Source organism: Kingella negevensis (genome assembly GCF_030177895.1).
GTDB classification, from domain to species: domain Bacteria; phylum Pseudomonadota; class Gammaproteobacteria; order Burkholderiales; family Neisseriaceae; genus Kingella_C; species Kingella_C negevensis.
On the sequence record NZ_CP123448.1, the window covers coordinates 1,483,573 to 1,505,421 of the forward strand.

At 42.9% G+C, this 21,849-nt stretch carries 22 protein-coding genes, 5 tRNA genes and 1 rRNA gene; 21 read left to right on the top strand and 7 right to left on the bottom strand.

Translation table 11 applies throughout. The annotated features are described in order from the left end of the window. Window positions 1-42: 42 nt before the first annotated feature. Together QEO93_RS08160 and xseB are read right to left on the bottom strand one after the other, a co-directional pair. Entirely contained in the window at window positions 43-930 is an 888-nt protein-coding gene (locus tag QEO93_RS08160) for a polyprenyl synthetase family protein (RefSeq protein ID WP_032136495.1), read from the bottom strand. Beyond that, window positions 923-1,147 carry an exodeoxyribonuclease VII small subunit gene (gene xseB, locus QEO93_RS08165; protein WP_032136480.1) on the bottom strand — a complete coding sequence of 75 codons (225 nt, stop codon included), beginning with the start codon at window positions 1,145-1,147 and terminating at the stop codon, window positions 923-925. The genes QEO93_RS08160 and xseB overlap by 8 nt, the downstream gene beginning before the upstream one ends. A gap of 32 nt (window positions 1,148-1,179) precedes the next feature. On the opposite strand from xseB, the gene QEO93_RS08170 reads away from it, so the two are divergent. The 7 genes from QEO93_RS08170 to QEO93_RS08200 all read left to right on the top strand — a co-directional run bounded on the left by QEO93_RS08170 (window position 1,180) and on the right by QEO93_RS08200 (window position 4,081). Beyond that, window positions 1,180-1,338, top strand: coding sequence for a hypothetical protein (locus QEO93_RS08170; protein ID WP_157686234.1), 159 nt, complete (start codon window positions 1,180-1,182; stop codon window positions 1,336-1,338). 138 nt (window positions 1,339-1,476) lie between these two features. Then, window positions 1,477-1,782: a 50S ribosomal protein L21 gene (gene rplU / locus QEO93_RS08175; RefSeq protein WP_003792048.1), complete on the top strand. Its 306-nt coding sequence runs from the start codon at window positions 1,477-1,479 to the stop codon at window positions 1,780-1,782. Between the two features lie 25 nt (window positions 1,783-1,807). Next, window positions 1,808-2,080: a 50S ribosomal protein L27 gene (gene rpmA / locus QEO93_RS08180; protein ID WP_003788168.1), complete on the top strand. Its 273-nt coding sequence runs from the start codon at window positions 1,808-1,810 to the stop codon at window positions 2,078-2,080. A 296-nt stretch (window positions 2,081-2,376) separates the two neighbouring features. Continuing rightward, window positions 2,377-3,351, top strand: a complete 975-nt coding sequence (locus QEO93_RS08185) for a polyprenyl synthetase family protein (protein WP_032136494.1) — start codon at window positions 2,377-2,379, stop codon at window positions 3,349-3,351. Further along, the gene (locus QEO93_RS08190) at window positions 3,351-3,803 is read left to right on the top strand and encodes a DUF441 domain-containing protein (protein WP_032136479.1); all 453 of its coding nucleotides are present in this window, start codon (window positions 3,351-3,353) and stop codon (window positions 3,801-3,803) included. Before QEO93_RS08185 ends, QEO93_RS08190 begins: the two co-directional genes overlap by 1 nt. Before the next feature lie 5 nt (window positions 3,804-3,808). Next, window positions 3,809-3,883: transfer RNA gene (locus QEO93_RS08195), tRNA-Arg, on the top strand. Between the two features lie 107 nt (window positions 3,884-3,990). Then, window positions 3,991-4,081: transfer RNA gene (locus QEO93_RS08200), tRNA-Ser, on the top strand. 108 nt (window positions 4,082-4,189) lie between these two features. Here the strand turns inward: QEO93_RS08200 and QEO93_RS08205 are convergent. Next, window positions 4,190-4,274: transfer RNA gene (locus QEO93_RS08205), tRNA-Leu, on the bottom strand. Between QEO93_RS08205 and QEO93_RS08210 the strand changes: the two genes are divergently transcribed. From QEO93_RS08210 to QEO93_RS08240, 7 genes are all read left to right on the top strand, one after another. Next, complete coding sequence (locus QEO93_RS08210; protein ID WP_280642238.1) at window positions 4,247-4,381, top strand: hypothetical protein; 135 nt, start codon at window positions 4,247-4,249, stop codon at window positions 4,379-4,381. The genes QEO93_RS08205 and QEO93_RS08210 overlap by 28 nt on opposite strands. Before the next feature lie 563 nt (window positions 4,382-4,944). After that, window positions 4,945-11,664, top strand: a complete 6,720-nt coding sequence (locus tag QEO93_RS08215) for a Knh-like trimeric autotransporter adhesin (protein WP_284627571.1) — start codon at window positions 4,945-4,947, stop codon at window positions 11,662-11,664. 71 nt (window positions 11,665-11,735) lie between these two features. Then, complete coding sequence (locus QEO93_RS08220; RefSeq protein WP_032136477.1) at window positions 11,736-12,224, top strand: outer membrane protein assembly factor BamE; 489 nt, start codon at window positions 11,736-11,738, stop codon at window positions 12,222-12,224. A 49-nt stretch (window positions 12,225-12,273) separates the two neighbouring features. Continuing rightward, complete coding sequence (locus tag QEO93_RS08225) at window positions 12,274-12,681, top strand: hypothetical protein (RefSeq protein WP_044250004.1); 408 nt, start codon at window positions 12,274-12,276, stop codon at window positions 12,679-12,681. Between the two features lie 256 nt (window positions 12,682-12,937). Then, a complete protein-coding gene (locus QEO93_RS08230; RefSeq protein ID WP_032136475.1) occupies window positions 12,938-13,510 on the top strand; it encodes an L-threonylcarbamoyladenylate synthase in 573 nt (190 codons plus the stop codon). Between the two features lie 149 nt (window positions 13,511-13,659). Further along, complete coding sequence (locus QEO93_RS08235; protein WP_044250002.1) at window positions 13,660-14,997, top strand: sugar MFS transporter; 1,338 nt, start codon at window positions 13,660-13,662, stop codon at window positions 14,995-14,997. Window positions 14,998-15,110: 113 nt separating this feature from the next. Further along, on the top strand, window positions 15,111-15,542 hold the full coding sequence (locus QEO93_RS08240) for a hypothetical protein (RefSeq protein ID WP_032136474.1): 432 nt from the start codon (window positions 15,111-15,113) through the stop codon (window positions 15,540-15,542). Window positions 15,543-15,667: 125 nt separating this feature from the next. Here the strand turns inward: QEO93_RS08240 and QEO93_RS08245 are convergent, their stop codons facing one another. After that, window positions 15,668-15,868: a transposase gene (locus QEO93_RS08245; protein WP_032136430.1), complete on the bottom strand. Its 201-nt coding sequence runs from the start codon at window positions 15,866-15,868 to the stop codon at window positions 15,668-15,670. 96 nt (window positions 15,869-15,964) lie between these two features. Between QEO93_RS08245 and QEO93_RS08250 the strand changes: the two genes are divergently transcribed. Both QEO93_RS08250 and QEO93_RS08255 read left to right on the top strand, forming a co-directional pair. Beyond that, entirely contained in the window at window positions 15,965-16,228 is a 264-nt protein-coding gene (locus QEO93_RS08250; protein ID WP_003789867.1) for a transposase, read from the top strand. A gap of 17 nt (window positions 16,229-16,245) precedes the next feature. Beyond that, a complete protein-coding gene (locus QEO93_RS08255; protein ID WP_085815393.1) occupies window positions 16,246-16,728 on the top strand; it encodes an IS5 family transposase in 483 nt (160 codons plus the stop codon). A gap of 162 nt (window positions 16,729-16,890) precedes the next feature. Here QEO93_RS08255 and QEO93_RS08260 read toward each other — a convergent pair whose 3' ends face one another. Next, complete coding sequence (locus tag QEO93_RS08260) at window positions 16,891-17,646, bottom strand: IS5 family transposase (RefSeq protein WP_085815407.1); 756 nt, start codon at window positions 17,644-17,646, stop codon at window positions 16,891-16,893. Window positions 17,647-17,769: 123 nt separating this feature from the next. Between QEO93_RS08260 and QEO93_RS08265 the strand changes: the two genes are divergently transcribed. Together QEO93_RS08265 and QEO93_RS08270 are read left to right on the top strand one after the other, a co-directional pair. After that, window positions 17,770-18,375 carry an SCO family protein gene (locus QEO93_RS08265; protein ID WP_044250154.1) on the top strand — a complete coding sequence of 202 codons (606 nt, stop codon included), beginning with the start codon at window positions 17,770-17,772 and terminating at the stop codon, window positions 18,373-18,375. Window positions 18,376-18,478: 103 nt separating this feature from the next. Further along, window positions 18,479-18,694, top strand: coding sequence for an IS5 family transposase (locus QEO93_RS08270; protein ID WP_032137056.1), 216 nt, complete (start codon window positions 18,479-18,481; stop codon window positions 18,692-18,694). A gap of 33 nt (window positions 18,695-18,727) precedes the next feature. Here QEO93_RS08270 and QEO93_RS08275 read toward each other — a convergent pair whose 3' ends face one another. Together QEO93_RS08275 and QEO93_RS08280 are read right to left on the bottom strand one after the other, a co-directional pair. Next, window positions 18,728-18,988, bottom strand: coding sequence for a transposase (locus QEO93_RS08275; RefSeq protein ID WP_284627573.1), 261 nt, complete (start codon window positions 18,986-18,988; stop codon window positions 18,728-18,730). Between the two features lie 17 nt (window positions 18,989-19,005). Beyond that, on the bottom strand, window positions 19,006-19,269 hold the full coding sequence (locus QEO93_RS08280) for a transposase (RefSeq protein ID WP_003792189.1): 264 nt from the start codon (window positions 19,267-19,269) through the stop codon (window positions 19,006-19,008). A 473-nt stretch (window positions 19,270-19,742) separates the two neighbouring features. Between QEO93_RS08280 and QEO93_RS08285 the strand changes: the two genes are divergently transcribed. The 3 genes from QEO93_RS08285 to QEO93_RS08295 all read left to right on the top strand — a co-directional run bounded on the left by QEO93_RS08285 (window position 19,743) and on the right by QEO93_RS08295 (window position 21,561). Next, window positions 19,743-21,283 (top strand): 16S ribosomal RNA (locus QEO93_RS08285). Between the two features lie 68 nt (window positions 21,284-21,351). Further along, window positions 21,352-21,428 (top strand) — tRNA-Ile (locus QEO93_RS08290). Window positions 21,429-21,485: 57 nt separating this feature from the next. Beyond that, a tRNA-Ala gene (locus QEO93_RS08295) sits at window positions 21,486-21,561 on the top strand. Window positions 21,562-21,849 lie beyond the last annotated feature (288 nt).

The following is a 21,849-nucleotide window of genomic DNA, read 5'->3' on the forward strand; positions in this document are numbered from 1 at the left end:
TCTAAAATAAAGCCACTTTCAGGCTGCATTTTGTATTCAAAATCAATTTTTACGGATAACCACAAATTCCGCCAACTGACGCAATCGCACCGCCTTATCCCCAAACATCGCCAAAGCATCCACCGCCTCTTGCACCAAGCGTTCTGCATATTCACGCGCCTCGTGCAACCCCAGCAATTTCACATAAGTTGGCTTATTCGCGTCCGCGTCCTTGCCAGCCGTTTTGCCCAGCGTTGCCGTGTCCGCCTCGCAGTCCAACACATCATCAATCACTTGAAACGCCAAGCCCAGTTTTGCTGCATAAATATCCAATGCCGCCAAAGCCTTGTCGTCCAAATCAGGGCAAGATAACGCGCCCAACGCACACGCTGCACGAATCAGCGCACCTGTTTTCAGGCTGTGCATTTGTTCCAACGCCGCTTGCGACATATCGCACCCCACGTTCGCCAAATCAATCGCCTGCCCGCCTGCCATACCCAAATTGCCTGAGGCTTTCGCCAACACTTGCACCATACGCAACTGACGTGCTGTGGATAACTCTGTTTCACGCGACAAAACATCAAACGCCAACGTCTGCAACGCATCGCCGACTAACAGCGCAGTCGCAGGGCTATATTTCACATGACAAGTCGGTTTGCCACGGCGCAAACTATCGTTGTCCATTTCAGGCATATCATCGTGAACTAATGAATACACATGAACGCACTCAATCGCCGCCATTGCTGCTTCACACGCAGCCTGAACGCTCGCGCCCAATTCCGCCGCCGCCAACACCAACAACGGACGCAAACGCTTGCCGCCGTCCAAAGCAGAATAACGCATCGCCTCGTGCAATTCCTGTGGCACAACACTGTTTTCAGGCAGTATTCGTTGCAAAATCAATTCCGTTTGCGCCGCCGCGCGTGTTTGCCATTGAGCTAAATCATTCACTTTCAAGTTCCAATTCTTTCAAATCATTGTTGTCCAACACCTGAATTGCGTGTTCTACCGCTGCTAATTTTTGTTGACAATAGCGCACCAATTCCACGCCCTCTTCGTAAGTTGCCAACGCCTCTTCCAATGGCAAAACGGTGTTTTGCATGGTTTGCGTAATCACTTCCAAACGCGCCATCGCGTCTTCTAAATTTTTTGGGGATTTGCGTGCCATAGAAAATTCTCACTAATAATAAGGGTGTGTTGATGTTTCATTTCGCGAGTTGGATTTTTCGTCCAAATGCGCGAATACAAGGCGAAAATGCAAGCAAGGTTGCACACCTTGCGCGTATTTTCAACGTAGTAGTCGCGCATTTAGGCGGAAAAGACATCGTGATAATGGAATATCAACGCGCCCTAATATAGTACGCATTTTCAGGCAGCCTGAAAACAAAAAATCAATATTATTTTGACAAAACAAAACAATATTGCAATAATGCAACGTTTCTCGTTCCGCAGATTGCGGAACATTTTTATACAACATAAATTCTCATGGAGTTGAGTATGTACGCGGTCGTAAAAACTGGCGGTAAACAATACAAAGTTACCGTTGGCGAAAAATTAAACGTAGAACAGATACCTGCCGAACTCGACAGCCAAATCGAACTTGAAGTTCTGATGATTGCTGACGGCGAAAAAGTAACAGTAGGCGCGCCAACTGTTGCAGGTGCAAAAGTAGTAGCGAAAGTTGTCGCTCATGGTCGTGGCGAAAAAGTACGCATTTTCAAAATGCGCCGCCGTAAACACTACCAAAAACGTCAAGGTCATCGCCAAAATTTCACACGCATTGAAATTTTGTCAATCGCCTAATCCAATCTAATCAGGAGTATAAATCATGGCAAGTAAAAAAGCTGGCGGTAGCACTCGCAACGGTCGCGATTCAGAAGCAAAACGCTTGGGCGTGAAAGCTTTCGGTAACGAATTGATTCCAGCAGGTTCAATCATCGTTCGCCAACGCGGCACTAAATTCCACGCTGGTAACAACGTGGGCATGGGCAAAGACCACACTTTGTTCGCAAAAGTTGATGGCTATGTAGAATTCTCTACTAAAGGCGCATTGAACCGCAAAACTGTTAGCGTTCGTCCTTACGAAGGCGCAGAAAACTAATTTAGTTTAAACCTGTTGAGTTTCAACAGGTTTTTTTATTAGGGCGTGTAAATGCTTTATTCGCAGGTTGGATTTTTTAGCACAAATAAGCAAATACAAGGCGAAAATGCAAGCAAGGTGCACACCTTGCGCGTATTTTCAACGCAGTATTCGCTTATTTGGGCAAAAAAGAAACCGCGAATGAAGTATTTACACGCCCATTATCGCAGCCTGAAAATTATTTTTCAGGCTGCCTGAAAATAATAAAACTTGCTATAATCCAAACCTTTTGCGAATTTCACACACCGAGAGACATCATGTTGCACACCATTCCCTATTTCCAGCAAAACTTGGAACACGATTTAGACCGCGTTAATGCCGTGATTAGTCGTGCGGTGCAGTCCGATGTTGCGCTGATTTCGCAAATTGGCACATACATCATCAGCGCAGGCGGCAAGCGTTTGCGCCCAATCCTCACCATTTTGGCAGGCAAAAGCATTGGTTACGATGATGAAAAACTCTATTCACTCGCTGCGATGGTGGAATTTATCCACACGTCCACCTTGTTGCACGATGATGTGGTGGACGAAAGCGAATTGCGCCGCGGCAGAAAAACCGCCAACAATTTGTTTGGCAACGCTGCGGCGGTGTTGGTGGGTGATTTTTTATACACACGCGCGTTTCAGCTAATGGTGGGTTCGGGCAGCCTGAAAATTTTGGAAGTGATGGCAGAAGCAACCAACATCATTGCCGAAGGTGAAGTCATGCAGCTGATGAATATCGGCAATGTGGATATTTCCGAAGCGCAATATTTGCAAGTGATTCAATACAAAACCGCTAAATTATTTGAAGCTGCCGCACAAGTGGGCGCAATTTTGGCTGGCGCAACGGCAGAACAAGAACAAGCCCTGAAAAATTTTGGCATGTATATGGGAACAGCGTTCCAAATCATTGATGATGTGCTGGATTATTCAGGCAGCGTGGAACAAATCGGCAAAAATGTAGGCGATGATTTGGCGGAAGGCAAGCCCACTTTGCCGTTGATTTATTTAATGCAGCAGGGCAGCGAGCAGGCAGCGCAAGATGTTCGCGTTGCTTTACAAAACGCAGACCGCGAATATTTTGAAGTTATCCACAGACATGTTACCGAATCCAATGCGTTAAATTACTGCATGGAACAAGCGCAGCAGGCTGTGGATAAAGCAATTGAATGCTTGAAAATGCTGCCTGAAAACGAGGTTACTCACGCCATGCGCGAAATGGCGAAACTGTCAGTTAAACGAGTATCTTGATGTTTTTACAAATAAATCCTGTTGCCCTGTTTCTTGTGATTTTGATTGCGCTGGGCGTGTTGAGCAATAATGGCACGATTACGATTTCTGCGGCGGTGTTGTTGCTGATGCAGCAAACGGCGTTGTCGCGTTATCTGCCGTTGCTGGAAAAACATGCGCTGAACTGGGGCATTATCATTTTGACGATTGGTGTGTTGAGTCCGATTGTGTCGGGTAAAACGCAAATGGCGAAGTTATCCACATTTTTCAGCGTGAAAATGATGGTGGCGATTGCGATTGGTGTTTTGGTGGCATGGTTGGCTGGGCGCGGCGTGTCGCTGATGAGCACACAGCCGACTTTGGTAACGGGATTGATGATTGGTACGATTTTGGGTGTGGCTTTTTTGGGTGGGATTCCTGTTGGTCCGTTGATTGCAGCAGGGATTTTGTCGTTTTTTGTGGATAAAGTTTAAGTTTTCTCGCCATAGTTCAACGGATAGAACGCATGCCTCCTAAGCGTGAAATACAGGTTCGATTCCTGTTGGCGAGGCCATTTTGAAAACCTGTTTGCTTGTTTTGGGCAAACAGGTTTTTTGTTTTTTTCAGGCTGCAAAAACTTGTTCAAATTTTAAAAATTTCATACAATACGCGCCTTTCCATAGAGAGGTGGATGAGTGGTTTAAGTCGCACGCCTGGAAAGCGTGTATACGTGAATAGCGTATCGAGGGTTCGAATCCCTTCCTCTCTGCCAGAATATTAAAAACTGCTTTATGCTTGAAGGCATGAAGCGGTTTTTGTTTTCAGGCTGCCAACAGACAAAATAAAAAAACGGTTCAAAAATGAACCGTTTTTTGTGTTTTGGTGCGGATAGAGAGACTCGAACTCTCACGCCTCGCGGCGCTGGAACCTAAATCCAGTGCGTCTACCAATTTCGCCACATCCGCATAAGAAAGCGCGATTATACGAGATTTCCGTATTTTTGCAAACAGTAGAATCCGTTTTCAGGCTGCATGTGTTGGTATTTAAAATGCAGCCTGAAATCTTTATTTGAGTGAATAATCACATCGAATTAATGGATTGTAGCCATAGATATTGACACAAATCTTACGGTGAAGCGTTGGCGGCTCGCTGACATACGTAAAGAAATTGTCTGTTTTTAAGAAAAATAAACAAAAAAACCATACTAATTTCTCAAAATTTGACTGTGCATGTCGGTGAGCCGCCGACGTTCCCAATTTGTGTAGATACCTATGGGCTGAAGTTTATCCTACGTTACTCAGTGTGTAATAAAATTTAAAAGATACAGGTAAATAAACCAGATTTTAGAAACTAGCACGTAAATTGCTATATTTGGCAATACTCTGCCAATAGAGCAAAAAATTAAAAATCAGTGATATAAAATTTGATATACATCAAAATTTTAATAAAATTTCAAAAAAGTTAGTTATAAAACAAATATTTTTGATTAAAATCCAAAGTTCTGAAAAATGTCTTATCAAGAAATTCTATTACATTAAATATTCTGATGAGACAAATTTATAAAGCAGAGGAAAACGGGGTTTGAAATTTATTTTCAAACGATTTGAACATTCATAAAAACCGAGGAAATATTTTATGAATCATACTTATAAGGTCGTGTATAACGAATCGACCAATACTTACGTTGCAGTGGCGGAGTTTGAGCCGAGCAAAGGTAAGTCTAAATCTTTGAAGAAGGCTATTGCTGCGGCAGTTGCTTTGGCAGCGGCTCAGCTTGTGCCTTTAACGGCGCAGGCAGCTGTCTCCATTGGCTCAACATCTGGAAACAGTATTACGCCCGCAAAAGTAACAGATAATGGTAATGCTGTTGCTGTGGGTCATGAGGCTTCAGCAATAGGAACAGACGTTGCAGTTGGCCCTTATGCTACTGCAACGGGTACAGATAACATCGCTATTGGTAACCATAGTAAAGCTTCTGCTACAAGAGAGGGTTACGGCATTATTGCGATTGGTAACCAAAGCAACGGTTCTGCATCGGAAACAATTGCTATCGGTCAGTGGGCTTGCGCAACTGCTTCTCAAGCGGTTGCCTTAGGTGCAAAAACTCAAGCAACGGGTGAACAATCTGTAGCGCTTGGTGGTAATGCTATTTCTTCTGGTGCGGCTGCGTTGGCATTTGGTGGCGATGACTTGGATAAAGCTTCTAAAGTAGGCCGTTCAACCGATGGCAAACCGAACACAACGGGTGAAGTTATAAATGAAGGCGACGTAAATAAAGAATTTAAGAAAATTTCTGGTCAAAATTTGGTTAAGAAAGTCGATAACCTAACTTCTACTAATAATACTGAAGCGCAATATATGCCAACCAATGCTTATGGTGCGGCTTCTATTGCGATAGGTATTCAAGCACGCTCAGGTGACTTGGCTACTGCATTTGGTACGCAATCATTCGCAACTGGTTTGGCTTCTACTGCTTTGGGTGTAGCGTCTAATGCAAGTGGTAATGGTTCGATTGCGATAGGCCCAGGTACTGATGCGACTGGTGAACAGTCTATCGGTATGGGTGCGAACGCCTCATCAAGCAATAATCACTCTATTGCAATTGGTACAAATGCAATAACATCTGGTAATCAATCTATTTCTGTTGGTTATGCCAATAAAGTAAGTGGTAACAACTCTGGTGCATTCGGTGACCTTAGCACAATTACTGGCTCTGGTGCTTATGCAGTTGGTAACAATGTTACTGTTTCAGGCTGCAATACAATGGTGTTGGGTAACAACATCACTACGGCAACCAGTGGTTCTGTTGTTTTGGGTAATAGCAGCTCAGGCTCTATGTCTGTGGAAACATGCTCTTCTGCTACTGTAAACCGTATTACTTACAGCGGCTTTGCTGGTAAAGTAACAGATAAAGGTAAATATGTAAGCGTTGGCGCAAATGCTACTGATGCTCGTAAGATTGTGAATGTTGCTGCTGGTAATATCGCTTCGGATTCAACTGAAGCAATTAACGGCTCTCAGTTGTATTTAACTCAAGCGGTTATTGCTAATGTGGCAAATAGCACAGCTAAAGCATTGAGCCCTAATAGCACTTATGATGCAAATGGTAGTATCAAGCCAAACATCACAGTAAATAATGGCAGTGGTCCTGTTTCAGGTATCAGCAATGTTGAAACAGCTATTGCAACTGCAGGCTGGCAATTGCAAGCCAATGGCAGCCGAGTTGATAACATCAATGCTGGCGATGTGGTTAATTTCGCTTCTAGTGATGGCACTGTAAAAGTAACAGGTAAAGATAAAGATGGTAAAAAAACAATTGATTTGTCTGTAAACACAACAACATTATCAACAAATGCAAACGGCACAATTAATGGTTCTACAGCACCAAATAACTTGGTGAACGCGAGCACAGTTGCAAATGCAATTAACAACGCAAGCTGGAATGTGACCTCAGGTAAAGAAGATAAAGGTAGCCAAGTCGGTTCGAGCAAAAGTGAGCAAGTGAAACCAGGCGAAGAAGTGAAATTCTTGGCAGGTGACAACTTGGTGATTAAGCAATCAGGTAAAAACTTCACATACTCATTGAACAACAATGTTTCATTGACTAATTCAGGCAGCTTCACGATTAGCAATGACAAAGCAGGTGGTAGCTCAGTTGTATTGAACAAAGACGGTTTGAATAATGGTAATAACACCATTACCAACGTAGCGAACGGTACAAATGGCACAGATGCAGTGAACGTAAGACAATTGAAAGCTACGAAAACTGTTGTAAAAAGTGGTAAAAATACAGAGGTAACCAGCTCAACTAACTCAGATGGCGCAACTGTTTACACTGTAAATGCAACAGTAGATCCAGTAACGGTTACTAACACCACATTGAATACCGAAGCAAATGGTACAACCACCTATGCAGTCGGTAAGGGTGGTAATTTAGTTAATGCCAGCACAGTTGCAAATGCAATTAACAACGCAAGCTGGAATGTGACCTCAGGTGTAGCAGATAAAGGTAGCCAAGACGGTGCGAGCAGCAGTGAGCAAGTGAAACCAGGCGAAGAAGTGAAATTCTTGGCAGGTAACAACTTGGTGATTAAACAATCGAGTCAAAACTTCACATACTCATTGAGCAACAATGTTTCATTGACTAATTCAGGCAGCTTCACAGTGGGTAACACTACAGTGAAAGATGGCAGCATCACGATTAGCAACGGCACAGCAGGTAGCCCAGTTGTATTGAACAAACACGGTTTGAATAATGGTAATAACACCATTACCAACGTAGCGAACGGTACAAATGGCACAGATGCAGTGAACGTAAACCAATTGAATGCTACGAAGACATTTGTAAACCAAACAGATGGCATAACAGTAAGCAGCTCAACTAATACAAATGGTTCAACTGTTTACACAGTAGGTGCGAACACCACATCGTTGACACACAATGCCAACGGTACAGTGGCAGTTCCATCTAAAAACGGCACTAACTTGGTGAACGCAAGCACAGTTGCAAATGCAATTAACAACGCAAGCTGGAATGTAACCTCAGGTGTAGAAGGTAAAGGTAGCCAAGTCGGTTCGAGCAAAAGTGAGCAAGTGAAACCAGGCGAAGAAGTGAAATTCTTGGCAGGCGACAACTTGGTGATTAAACAATCAGGTCAAAACTTCACATACTCATTGAACAACAACATATCGTTGAGTAATACAGGCAGCTTCACAGTGGGTAACACTACAGTGAAAGATGGCAACATCACGATTAGCAACGGCACAGCAGGTAGCCCAGTTGTATTGAACAAACACGGTTTGAATAATGGTAATAACACCATTACCAACGTAGCGAACGGTACAAATGGCACAGATGCAGTGAACGTAAACCAATTGAATGCTACGAAGACATTTGTTAAAGGTGGTGATGGCGTAAAAGTTGTTAGCTCAACTAATGCAAATGGTTCAACTGTTTACACAGTAGGTGCGAACACCACATCGTTGACACACAATACCAACGGTACAGTAAATGTTCCATCTAACAACGGCAATAACTTGGTGAACGCCAGCACAGTTGCAAATGCAATTAACAACGCAAGCTGGAATGTAACCTCAGGTGTAACAGGTACAGGTAGCCAAGACGGTGCGAGCAGCAGTGAGCAAGTGAAACCAGGCGAAGAAGTGAAATTCTTGGCAGGTAACAACTTGGTGATTAAACAATCAGGTCAAAACTTCACATACTCATTGAACAACAACATATCGTTGAGTGATACAGGCAGCTTCACGATTAGCAATGGCAACGCAGGTAAGTCAGTTGTATTGAACAAACACGGTTTGAATAACGGTGGCAACACCATTACCAACGTAGCGAACGGTACAAATGGCACAGATGCAGTGAACGTAAGCCAATTGAATGCTACGAAGACATTTGTAAACCAAACAGATGGCATAAGAGTAAACAGCTCAACTAATGCAAATGGTGCAACTGTTTACACAGTAGGTGCGAACACCACATCGTTGACACACAATACCAACGGTACAGTGGCAGTTCCATCTAACAACGGCACTAACTTGGTGAACGCAAGCACAGTTGCAAATGCAATTAACAACGCAAGCTGGAATGTGACCTCAGGTGTAACAGGTACAGGTAGCCAAGATGGTTCGAGCAGCAGTGAGCAAGTGAAACCAGGCGAAGAAGTGAAATTCTTGGCAGGTAACAACTTGGTGATTAAGCAATCAGGTCAAAACTTCACATACTCATTGAACAACAACATATCGTTGAGTAATACAGGCAGCTTCACAGTGGGTAACACTACAGTGAAAGATGGCAACATCACTATTGCAAATAGTACTGCTGACGGCAGCAACGTAACATTGAACCAAAGAGGCTTGAATAACGGTAACAACACCATTACTAACGTTGCGAAAGGTAATATTTCTGAAAATAGTACTGACGCAATCAATGGTAGCCAGTTGTATAGCTTGGGTAACAGCACAGCGACTATCTTTGGCGGTAATACAAGGTACAACGCAACTTTAGGTCGTGTTGAAGGCTTCAGGTTGAATACAACTTACGCTAACGGTAATACTTATGGCGCACCAGCAACTAACATTGGTGGTGCGATTACTAACCTGAATAAATATGTAAATGAAGGTTGGAAAGTAGGTAATACGACAGGCGTGGTCGGAACCATTACCCCAACAGAGCAAGTGAACTTTGTGAACAGCTCAACATTGGCTGCGAATGTGATACCTAATGCACAAGGTGGTGTGAATGTAAGCTTTGACGTATTGTCAGGTAACGTAACAGTTAATCCGAACGGTACAACAAGCGCTACAAAACCTGGTATTGCAACGATTACGAATGTAACGGAAGCGATTAACAAATCAGGCTGGAATATCACTACCAACAATAATGCACAGACATCTGAGTTGATTAACCCAGGTAAAACAGTAAGCATTAACCAAGGTAGCAATATTGAAGTAAAGCAAAACGGTAGTAATATTACTATTGCGACAGCCCAAAACGTTTCATTCAATAACGTTCATGCCAACAACAGCATTAGCATTGGTAACTCAACAACTGGTAACGTAACCTTGACTACGAAGACTAACAGCAACGGCACGACTTCGTTGCACTTAGGCAATAACACTGGTGGTCCAGTAGGTATTTCTAACGTGAAAAATGGTGATGTATCAGAGAACAGTACTGACGCAGTGAATGGTAGTCAGTTGTACCAAATCTACAAAGTAGTGGGTGGTAACAACCAAAACGTATCGACTACGAATACAACCATCGTTAATCCGAATGGCACAACGTCGAATGTAACCATTGCAACGTCCGCGAACTACACGATGAAAACATACAACGTGAAAGACCAGACAGAGTTCGTAACGAATGACGTGATTCAAGCAATTGGTCGTATGAATGAAGAAGGTATTAAATTCTTCCACACCAACGACGAAAATGTGAACAAATCAATCATTCAAGCAAATAACTCAGTGGACTCAAGTGCAGCAGGTGCATACTCAACTGCATTAGGTGCACGAGCTAAAGCCAACGGCAACCAAAGCTTGGCAATGGGTTCTGCATTGGGCATCAACGTAACAACGTTGGCTAATGGCACGAAAGTGTACTCATCTGTACAAGACACTGTTGCAAGCGGCGAAAGCAGTATTGCAATGGGTACAGGTATCAACGTAACAGCAGCAGCAACACAAGCCATCGGTATTGGTTATGCGAACAACGTATCGGGCGCACAATCAATCGCAGTAGGTCAAAATGCAACTGTTACGGGTACTCAATCGATTGCTATTGGTTATGGTAACCGTGTAACAGGTAGTCATTCTGGTGCGTTTGGTGACCCAACTGTTGTAACAGGCAATAGTTCTTACAGCATTGGTAACCACAACAAACTGGCAACAGATAGTACTTATGCGTTGGGTAGCAACATTACCAATACAACAACTAACTCTGTATTCTTGGGTGATAATTCACGCAGCTTTGCGCAAGCAAACTCAAACTTGAACACCTCTACAGGTGCACACGTTGCCTTGAATACAAACGCTAGCGCGTACACTTACAACAATTTGAATAGCACTCAAGTTAAGGGTGTTGATAATGTAGTAGGTGTTGTGAGCGTAGGTAGCGATAATGCAACTCGCCAAATTCAAGGCGTGGCAGCAGGTGTCGTTTCTGAAAACTCTACAGACGCGATTAATGGTAGTCAGTTGTACAACTCGTTGAAAGAGTTTAATGCTGCTGTAGTTAATAGCACGGTGAAGATTTCTACTAATGGCAATAATCCTTCACCTGCAATTAACGGCGTTATCAACTTCAACAACGGTAATGGTACAGTCGTTGAGAAAAACGGTAGCAACATCACCATTAATACACCAACCACTTACGTGAACAAAGACGGTACTAAGTCACAAAACGCGACTAACCAAGTCAACTTCATCGGTGCGCCAGTGATTGATAAGAACGGCAATGTTGTTAAAGACCAAAACGGTAACGTTATTTACAACGACGTAAGATTGCAAAAAGTTGCCCCAGGTATTCAGGACAATGACGCAGTGAACGTTGGTCAGTTGAAACAAGTTGCAAACAACTTGAATAACCGCATTAACCAAGTTGCAGATGATTCTGATGCAGGTGTAGCAAGCGCAATGGCTACTGCAGGTCTCCCACAAGCGTTCTTACCTGGTAAGAGCATGGCGGCTGTTGCAGGCAGCACATACCGCGGCAAACAAGGTTACGCAGTCGGCTTCTCAGCGATTAGCGACGGCGGTAACTGGATTGTTAAAGGTACTGCTTCTGGCAATAGCAAAGGCTACTTCGGTGCTACCGTTGGTGCTGGTTATCAGTGGTAATTAACTAACCCTTTTCAGGCTGCTCTCTTTGAGTAGGCAGCCTGAAAAGATTATTTAAGGAAATAAAAACAATGTTGAAAAAATTAGCATTGATGTTGGCTACAGCAACTGTGTTGAGCGCATGTGGTACATCAGGCACGGTAGTGAGCTCGGACGGCACGTCTGACAAACTGCATTGGCCTGACCCACAAAGCACGTCATTCAATAAAGACCGTGGTACGTTCCCAGATTTGGGCAGCCTGAAACAAATCCGTTCAGGTATGTCTAAAGACCAGTTGTACTACTTGATTGGTCGCCCACAATTTACAGAGGGCTTCCGTGTTCGCGAATGGGACTACCTGTTCCATTTCAACACACCAGGTCAAGGCACAAACAACGTAACAACTTGCCAATACAAAGTATTGTTTGACAATCAACGATTTGCACGTAGCTTCCACTGGCGTCCAGTAGACCCAGTTGGCGCGAAATGTCCACCTGAGTTGGAAAAAGAAGTTCCACCTCCACAACCTCAAGTGATTATTCGTGAAATCGTTAAAACGCCTGTGAGAATCCGTCAATAATATGAAGCGATTGAAATATGCTTTATTGTTGAGCTTGGGCTTGGCTACGATGAGTGGTCAAGCACTTGCAGATGACAGTCAATTGCCTGCTTCTGTGGTGCAATACATGCAAAGCAGACGCGTGGTGGTGGATACCAGCAAAGCTGAATTGTGCTTTCCTGATACCAAAGACTGCCATAAAGTTTTGATTGGTAAAACAACTCCGAAGGGAACTTATCGCATGACACTCCATACCACTGATAAAAAAGGGTATGGTGGTGATGTGATTGGTTTCAAAGAGGAAAACGGTTTCTTGTTTGCACTGCACCGCGTTTGGACACAAATTCCAGCAGAACGCCGTTTGCAACGTATTGCTTCGGATAATGTTGCAGACCGTGTGATGACGAATGGCTGTATCAATGTGGAAAATGCTGTGTATGACCGTTTGAAAAAATACTTTTATGTTGATATTGTTTAACAGACTAGTGTGAAATAAATAAAAGCCTTTTGCTGATTTGCAAAAGGCTTTTTTATTTTTGGGTGGGTTAGGAGTAAAATAATGATTGAATATTTAAAACGCAGCCTGAAAATGGATTGATATTTTTCAAGGCTGCAATTTTTACGAAATTTTGTAGGGTGGATTTTACCCACCAAAATGATGTGAAATCAGTTTTCAGGCTGCATTTAATTTATTTGCAGCCTGAAAAATAGATAACTTTCAGGCAGCCTGAAAAATGAAAAAACGTACCCGAATCCAATCCAAGCAATCCATTCAAAAACTGCGCGCACATTTAAAACGCGGCGGACTTATCGCTTACCCAACTGAATCTTGCTACGGCATTGGTGCAATACCAACCAATCGCCACGCCTTGCAGCAAGTTTTGCATTTGAAGAAACGTCCGCAACATAAAGGCTTGATTGTGATTGGCGATAAATTATCACGCTTGCAAACTTTGCTTTTCAGGCTGCCTGAAAACGCGCAACAACAACTAAATGAAACATGGCCTGCACCGAAAACATTTGTTTTGCCAGCGCGCCAAAAAGTGCTTCCACAACTGCGTGGACAAAAGCGACGAAAATTAGCAGTGCGTGTGCCAGACCATGTGGTGGCGCGTGAATTGTGTGAAGTGGCAAAAATGCCGTTGGTTTCCACATCGTGCAATCGTTCAGGCAGCAAGCCTTGTCGTACAGAAAGGGAAGTGCGCCGACAATTTGGCAAGCGCGTGTGGATTATTGGTGGGCGTGTGGGTGGACGGCGGTCGCCGAGTGAAATTATCGATTGGGAAAGTGAGACTAAATTGCGCTGAAAATGTAGTTTAATTTCATGAAATAATTTGTAGTTTGAGTAGTCAAATATCAATATCTTTAATGCTTGTTTTTTAGTATGATTTTGCCCATCAATCCTAAAAATGGGTTGATTCAGAGATTTTACACAAACAAAAATCAAGGAAATAAAATGAACGTTTCTTCTACTCAAACCTCTTCACAGAGTTCAGGTCGTGGTAATCCTGTGGCGCTTAGCGTGCTGGCTTCTCTGTTTTTCATGCTGGGTTTTGTAACTTGTTTGAATGATGTGTTGATTCCTCATTTGAAAGACGTGTTCCATTTGAGCAATCGTGAAGCAATGCTGACACAAACGGCGTTTTTCTCGGCTTATGCGATTATGTCGTTTATCGCAGGTAAGGTCATCGACAAGATTGGTTACAAAGGCACGGTGATTACGGGCTTTTTGATTACGGCTTTGGGGGCGTTCTTATTCTATCCTGCAACGGGTGCGATTCCTGAGGGCGCGGCAGATAAATCAATGTATTTCTCAATGTTCTTGCCGATTTTCTTTGTGATGGCGACGGGGATTACTTTCTTGCAAGTGGCTGGTAATCCGTATGTAACTTTGTTAGCACCAAAAGGCAAAGAATCTGCTACGCTGACTTTGGTTCAGGCGTTTAACTCTGTGGCGACGACGATTGCTCCGTATGTGGGTGCGCTGTTTATTTTGGCAGACGCTGGTCAGCAAATGAGCGCAGCACAACGAGCACAAACCATGCAAGTGCCTTATTTGGGTTTGACGGGTTTCTTGATTATGCTGGCTTGTGCGGTGGCGATGATTAAATTGCCTGCTGCGGAAGCGATTGCGGAAACGGAAACGGCTGAAGCTCATGACGGTAAAACAAGCGTGTTCCAATATAAACACATGGTTTTGGGTGCGTTGGGTATTTTCTGTTATGTGGGCGCGGAAGTGGCGATTGGTAGCCAATACGTTTTGACGATGGAGCACATGACGCAAAACTTGCCTGCAGCTCAAGTGGGTGGCTCTGCGTGGGATTATTTGTTTAGCAATGTGCAAATCAATCACCAAAATGGTGCGAAGTTGTTGAGCTTGTACTGGGGGGGCGCGATGATTGGTCGCTTTTTGGGCAGTGCGGTGTTGAGCCGTTTTGCTGCAAATAAAGTGCTGGCGTTTAACTCGTTGGCTGCAACTGCAATTTTGTTGGCAGTTGCGCTTTCAGGCAGCAGCGCTGAATATTTCGCAAAATATGGTTTGCTGATGATTGGTTTGTTTAACTCAATTATGTTCCCAACGATTTTCTCGTTGGCAACAAAAGGTCTAGGTAAATTCACTGCGGACGCTTCGGGTGTAATTTGTACGGCGATTGTGGGTGGTGCGTTGATTCCGTTGTTGCAAGGCGATGTGATTACGCGTACTGGCGATAATTATGTGATTTCGTTCTTAATCCCTGCTGTTTGTTATGCTTATATCGCTTTCTTTGCATTGGTTGGTTATAAAAGTAAATAAATAGTAAAAAGCAGCCTGAAAATGTTTTCAGGCTGCTTTTTCTTTGACAAGGAAAAGGGGATTGTTTATATTCAACAAAGTTTTAATCAATTCATTTCATTTATAGGGAAATTATGAAAAAATTATTGTTGGCTTCTGTGTTGATTAGTTGCTTCTCTGGTGCAATGGCTGCTGATGCGCCGAAAGTGTATTTTGGTAAATTGGATAAGCAATCTAACCAAGTTATTGCGGATAATGATGTGTCGCAAAACAAAGGTGAACCAGTCTGCTGGCAGGCAATTAATTTTCCTGCTAATACTCAGATTGCAGTAAAAGAGCGATTTAGTTCGCCAGTAGGTGGCAATTTTGAAATGCTTGATGCTATTCGAGAAATTAATGAGCAAGCAACTGAGCATATGCTTTCATATACTCGCACAACTGATGCTAAAGGTATGGTATCAAACTGTTGGGTATTTGGTCGCCAAGACCCAGTAGGTTTATACACGCATACGCTTAAATTGAATAATAGTGACGCAGGAAGTAATCAATTCCGGGTAGTACGTTAAGATAATTAAGCAGCCTGAAAATATTTTCAGGCTGCTTTTTTGTTTGCTGTTGGTGATTTTCCTGAGTGTTTTTTTGAGCTGATTTAAAAAATAGAGCTGATTTAAGAACCCGTATTCACAAACAACTATTTGATAAATTTTAATATTTGTGAAATATACCCTAGTTTAACAAAATTTTCAGCAGATAAATTCGTCTGCTCAAAATCTTTTGCTAAACGTCGAGACCAACCTAACCATGCAAACGTTCGTTCTACAATCCAACGTTTGGGCAGAATATGCCAAGAAATATCTTGAATTCTCTTTGAAATCTCAACAGTTAAACCCAATTGCTCTGATACTTCACGCTCAAATGTATTCCGATAACCTGCGTCCGCACAGAAACCTTTTAGAACCTGTATTCACAAAAATGATAAAATATCTTTATGACTAGAAAATCCTACCCAACAGACTTAACAGATGCCCAATGGCAAGCGATTGAGCCACATTTTAACCAGCTACGCCACTACAAATGGGATAAACGTCAATTAGTGAATGCCGTTTTGTACATCACCAAAACAGGTTGCCAATGGCGTATGCTGCCCAATGATTTTCCACCTTATTCAACCGTATGGAGTTTCTATCGCAGAGCCAATCAATCAGGCTTATGGGATAGAATTCTTTTGGCATTGGTTCAAAAAAACGTTTAATCCATCAAAAACAAGCAATGCCAACTTATGCCATTCTTGATTCACAAAGTGTCAAAACAGCTTCTAGCGCACATGATAAAGGTTTTGATGGAGGTAAAAAAATCAAAGGTCGTAAGCGACATATAGCTGTTGATACGTTGGGTAATCTATTGTCTGTTGTGGTTCATGCAGCCAATATTCATGACACAAAAGCAGGTATTTTTGTAGCAAAAAAAGCGTTTGAGACCTATCCGAGTTTAAAAGGTTTCTGTGCGGACGCAGGTTATCGGAATACATTTGAGCGTGAAGTATCAGAGCAATTGGGTTTAACTGTTGAGATTTCAAAGAGAATTCAAGATATTTCTTGGCATATTCTGCCCAAACGTTGGATTGTAGAACGAACGTTTGCATGGTTAGGTTGGTCTCGACGTTTAGCAAAAGATTTTGAGCAGACGAATTTATCTGCTGAAAATTTTGTTAAACTAGGGTATATTTCACAAATATTAAAATTTATCAAATAGTTGTTTGTGAATACGGGTTCTTAATTTCAGCGTTTTCAGGCTGCCAACAAATGCAACAAACGCAGCCTGAAAACATTTCTCAACCTCCGAAAAACAAGGAAACCAAAATGAAAAAAGTTTTTCTCAGCGTGCTAACCGCCCTAGGGGCTAATGACATTTTAGCTATAATTTCAACCAAATCAAAGCACAAGCTAATGACACGGTACTTTCATAATTACGTTTTAATTTATCGTACCGTGTTGCCAGCGCACGAAAATGCTTTAATCGTACAAAAGCGTTTTCTACCAAGTGCCTGATTTTATATAAATACCAATCTGTGTCCACATTAAGATGCTCTCTACTTTTCTTATATGGAATATTGGCTTTACTTTGTTTAGAATGAATTAACCGACGAAAAGTATCACTGTCAAAACCCCTATCAGCACACACGGTTTCATTATCACTTAAGTCCAATTGTGCCAATAAATCAGGCGCAACAACAATCTCATTTACATTACCAGCTGTAATCATAAATTCAATTGGATTACCACAAGCATCAACCGCTAAATGAATTTTAGACGTATGACCTCCGATACTCTTACCGACAGCTTGATGCACAATGGATTTTTTACCCATGCCGTGTTGATGAACACGGATATGACTACCGTCCATAAAGACCCATTCCATATCGGGTGTATCTGCCAAATGTTTAAATAATTTGGTAAAAATACCGCGTTTAGACCAGCGATTGAAACTTTGGTAAAGGCTGTTTGCTTTACCAAAATAACTAGGTATATCAGCCCATTGGCAGCCTGTACGTAAGCGAAACAGGATACCTTCTACTGTTTTGCGTAAATTTTTCTTGCGATAAATGCCAAGCTGTTTCAAAATAGGTAACAGTCTTGACCATGTTTCATTTGTAAGCGTGTTTCGGGACATGGCAAAGGTTTAGGATGGTTGTGTGGAAACAATATCTTATATCCTTTGCCTCTTTTTTTGAATTGTCAATAGCCCCTAGCCCTCACCGCTTGCGGTCAGCAAAACAACAATGAAGTCAGCTCAATCGCATCGCAAGTACAACAAGAAATCAAAGCTGAGTCTGCTGATAATGCCCCAACCGCCAGCGCACCCGTTGCCGCTTCTGCTCCAGCGATTATTAGCCTAGATATTCGCAAAGACAACTTGGGTGGCGATTTCACGCTCACAGGCAGCGATGGCAAACCGTTCACGCTTAGCAGCCTGAAAGGTAAAGTTGTGATTTTATCGTTTGGCTACACCAACTGCCCTGATGTTTGCCCAACCGAATTGCTCACATACAAAGACGTTTTGGCGCAACTGGGCGACAAAGCTAAAGATGTTGCCGTTGTGTTTGTCAGCGTAGACCCAGAACGCGACACGCCAGAAGTGGTTGGCAAATATGTGCAACAGTTCCACCCATCATTCATCGGTTTAACCGATACCACCAAAGGGCGCGATTTGGCTGTGATTAAACAGCTTTATGAAGTGGTTTCTGCGAAAAGTGCGATTCAGTCCGACACCGTTTATGTGGTAGATCATTCATCAGGCACGTTCTTGTTGGACAAAACAGGCAAGCCAGCTTATATGGAACGCTACGGCATGGAAGCCCCACAAATTGCGGCAGATGTAGAAAAATTGCTTGCCGAGTAGGTCGTGTGGACATTTCATTTAAAAAATGAGTATCCATAATTGATTAGATAAAAAATGGCGAATGAGTAAAATTTAATTTCTACAAAAAACCCTACCATTCGCCATGCCTCGCCTAATGCTCAATAATAAACAATGGACAAGACTGAAAGCTATTTTACTCAAACAAGGTATTTACGACAAAGAAAATTTGCGTAAAACCGTCGAAGGTATTTTATACCACATGAGAACAGGCATTCCTTGGCGAGATTTGCCAAAATATTTTGGTAAATCTAACACGATTTATAAAACATTTAACCGTTGGTTTGTTGCTAATAAATAGTTGTTTAAATGGCGATATGATAGGCTTGTATCGTCATTCTAAATTTTTATCATTTTTGTGAATACAGGTTCTTAAACTCGGATAGGTCTCAAACGCTTTTTTTGCTACAAAAATACCTGCTTTTGTGTCATGAATATTGGCTGCATGAACCACAACAGACAATAGATTACCCAACGTATCAACAGCTATATGTCGCTTACGACCTTTGATTTTTTTACCTCCATCAAAACCTTTATCATGTGCGCTAGAAGCTGTTTTGACACTTTGTGAATCAAGAATGGCATAAGTTGGCATTGCTTGTTTTTGATGGATTAAACGTTTTTTTGAACCAATGCCAAAAGAATTCTATCCCATAAGCCTGATTGATTGGCTCTGCGATAGAAACTCCATACGGTTGAATAAGGTGGAAAATCATTGGGCAGCATACGCCATTGGCAACCTGTTTTGGTGATGTACAAAACGGCATTCACTAATTGACGTTTATCCCATTTGTAGTGGCGTAGCTGGTTAAAATATGGCTCAATCGCTTGCCATTGGGCATCTGTTAAGTCTGTTGGGTAGGATTTTCTAGTCATAAAGATATTTGATCATTTTTGTGAATACAGGTTCTAAGAAATATTGATGAATATTCGGTAAATTTTTTGGAGCATAGTTGAAGTTTGAGAGAGTTACGTACAGATTTTGTAAGAATTTTGTATAGGAAGCGTAAATTTGTATAAAATAAAAAATGTTAATAAACAGATACTTGATATTTTTTAGTGAGAAATTTTGAATTTTTTTGCGAATTAGGAGTTGACGATTTAGAGGTAGATGCGTATTATTCGGTTCTTCGCTGCTACGGCAACGAAGAAAAAGAAAAGAAGAACTACTGAATTATAGTGGATTTAGATTTCTGAGACAAGCTCTTTAACAGAACAGATTACCGATAAGTGTGAGTGCCTGATGGTCTCACACTGCGACAAAAACAGACAAGATTGTGATTAACTTTGGTTAGTTACTCTTTGTTGGTTTCTTTGAAGCAGACCAGAAGTTAAGTAAGTTAGAGATTGAACATAAGAGTTTGATCCTGGCTCAGATTGAACGCTGGCGGCATGCTTTACACATGCAAGTCGAACGGCAGCGAGGTAGTGCTTGCACTACTGTCGGCGAGTGGCGAACGGGTGAGTAATATATTGGAACGTACCGAGTAATGGGGGATAACTATCCGAAAGGATAGCTAATACCGCATACGACCTGAGGGTGAAAGTGGGGGATCTTCGGACCTCGCGTTATTCGAGCGGCCAATATCTGATTAGCTAGTTGGTGGGGTAAAGGCCCACCAAGGCGACGATCAGTAGCGGGTCTTAGAGGATGATCCGCCACACTGGGACTGAGACACGGCCCAGACTCCTACGGGAGGCAGCAGTGGGGAATTTTGGACAATGGGCGAAAGCCTGATCCAGCCATGCCGCGTGTCTGAAGAAGGCCTTCGGGTTGTAAAGGACTTTTGTTAGGGAAGAAAAGGTTGATGCTAATATCATTAACTGATGACGGTACCTAAAGAATAAGCACCGGCTAACTACGTGCCAGCAGCCGCGGTAATACGTAGGGTGCGAGCGTTAATCGGAATTACTGGGCGTAAAGCGAGCGCAGACGGTTAGTTAAGCAAGATGTGAAATCCCCGAGCTCAACTTGGGAACTGCGTTTTGAACTGGCTAGCTAGAGTGTGTCAGAGGGGGGTAGAATTCCACGTGTAGCAGTGAAATGCGTAGAGATGTGGAGGAATACCGATGGCGAAGGCAGCCCCCTGGGATAACACTGACGTTCATGCTCGAAAGCGTGGGTAGCAAACAGGATTAGATACCCTGGTAGTCCACGCCCTAAACGATGTCAATTAGCTGTTGGGCAACTTGATTGCTTAGTAGCGTAGCTAACGCGTGAAATTGACCGCCTGGGGAGTACGGTCGCAAGATTAAAACTCAAAGGAATTGACGGGGACCCGCACAAGCGGTGGATGATGTGGATTAATTCGATGCAACGCGAAGAACCTTACCTGGTCTTGACATGTACGGAATCTCCCAGAGACGGGAGAGTGCCTTCGGGAACCGTAACACAGGTGCTGCATGGCTGTCGTCAGCTCGTGTCGTGAGATGTTGGGTTAAGTCCCGCAACGAGCGCAACCCTTGTCATTAGTTGCCATCATTAAGTTGGGCACTCTAATGAGACTGCCGGTGACAAACCGGAGGAAGGTGGGGATGACGTCAAGTCCTCATGGCCCTTATGACCAGGGCTTCACACGTCATACAATGGTCGGTACAGAGGGTAGCCAAGCCGCGAGGTGGAGCCAATCCCAGAAAACCGATCGTAGTCCGGATTGCACTCTGCAACTCGAGTGCATGAAGTCGGAATCGCTAGTAATCGCAGGTCAGCATACTGCGGTGAATACGTTCCCGGGTCTTGTACACACCGCCCGTCACACCATGGGAGCGGGGGATACCAGAAGTAGGTAGGATAACCGTAAGGGGTCCGCTTACCACGGTATGCTTCGTGACTGGGGTGAAGTCGTAACAAGGTAGCCGTAGGGGAACCTGCGGCTGGATCACCTCCTTTCTAGAGAAAAGAAGAGGCGATTAGGTACTCACACTTATCGGTAAGCTGAAATAAAGATGCGACACATAGGGTTTGTAGCTCAGGTGGTTAGAGCACACGCTTGATAAGCGTGGGGTCGTAGGTTCAAGTCCTACCAGACCCACCAAGAGAATAAACTGAGTTAAATTAGAAGAAAAAGAAATCAATTTAATAGGTAAATACTGGGGGCATAGCTCAGTTGGTAGAGCACCTGCTTTGCAAGCAGGGGGTCATCGGTTCGATCCCGTTTGCCTCCACCAAGATTAAATAAAATGAAAAATTAGATTGCAAATTAAAGCAAGTTTAGATAAACTGGCGAGCTTACTTTAATTTGCGATATATTTTTATAAGCGAAAGCTGAGAAGAAGTATAATTAAACGCATCGATCTTTAACAAATTGGAAAGCCGAAATCAACAAACAAAGACAATGTTGTCGATTTGGTTTGGGATGCTGATGCAACAGTATTTCAGGCAGCCTGTAAAGGCAACAAATCGAATGACAAAATTTGGGTGATGATTGTATCAACTAACCTTGAATTCAAAAGGCA